Origin of the sequence: Micrococcus sp. HG099, assembly GCF_024723355.1 — a bacterium.
GTDB lineage: Bacteria > Actinomycetota > Actinomycetes > Actinomycetales > Micrococcaceae > Micrococcus > Micrococcus endophyticus.
Genome location: NZ_JANQCJ010000297.1, coordinates 1 through 507, shown reverse-complemented (window position 1 = coordinate 507; position 507 = coordinate 1). Strand labels below are relative to the sequence as shown.

The window sequence follows — 507 nt, the reverse complement described above, 5'->3', positions numbered from 1 at the left end:
CGCCTGGCCCGCGCCGTGACCGCCGCGGGCCTGGGAGGCGCGGGCCTCCTGCTCGCCGCCCCGGCGGCGGGCGCCGTGACGGTGCCCCCGGGCGTGTACGTGGTGGACGAGGCTCAGGTGCTCACCCCGGCCGAGGAGCAGCGGCTGACGAACGAGATCACCGCGCTCGGCCGCGAGACCGGCCAGGGGCTGTACGTGGTCTACGTGGACGAGTTCGAGACGAACGCGCAGGACCTGGCGCAGGACGTCGCGGACCAGCGCGGGCTCGGCACGACCGACTCGATCCTGGCGATCGCCGTGAAGCAGCGCTCCTTCGGCTTCGACGCCGGGGCCCGGGACACGGCCCTGCAGGACGACGTCACGGCCACCTACATCCGCCCCGCCCTGCAGGACGCCTCCCGGACGGGCTGGCTGGGCCCGGCGCTGGCGGCCGTCCAGGGCGTGGACGACGCCGCGGACGGCGAGCTGGACGGCGTGGGCGCCTCCGGCGCCGAGTACGACCCCGCC

At 76.7% G+C, this 507-nt stretch carries 1 protein-coding gene; it reads left to right on the top strand.

Features of this window, described 5'->3' with window-relative positions; genetic code table 11:
• Positions 1-15 precede the first annotated feature (15 nt).
• Positions 16-507, top strand: a 492-nt coding sequence (locus tag NWP10_RS12310; RefSeq protein WP_309137732.1) for a TPM domain-containing protein, incomplete at its 3' end; no start/stop codon positions are given.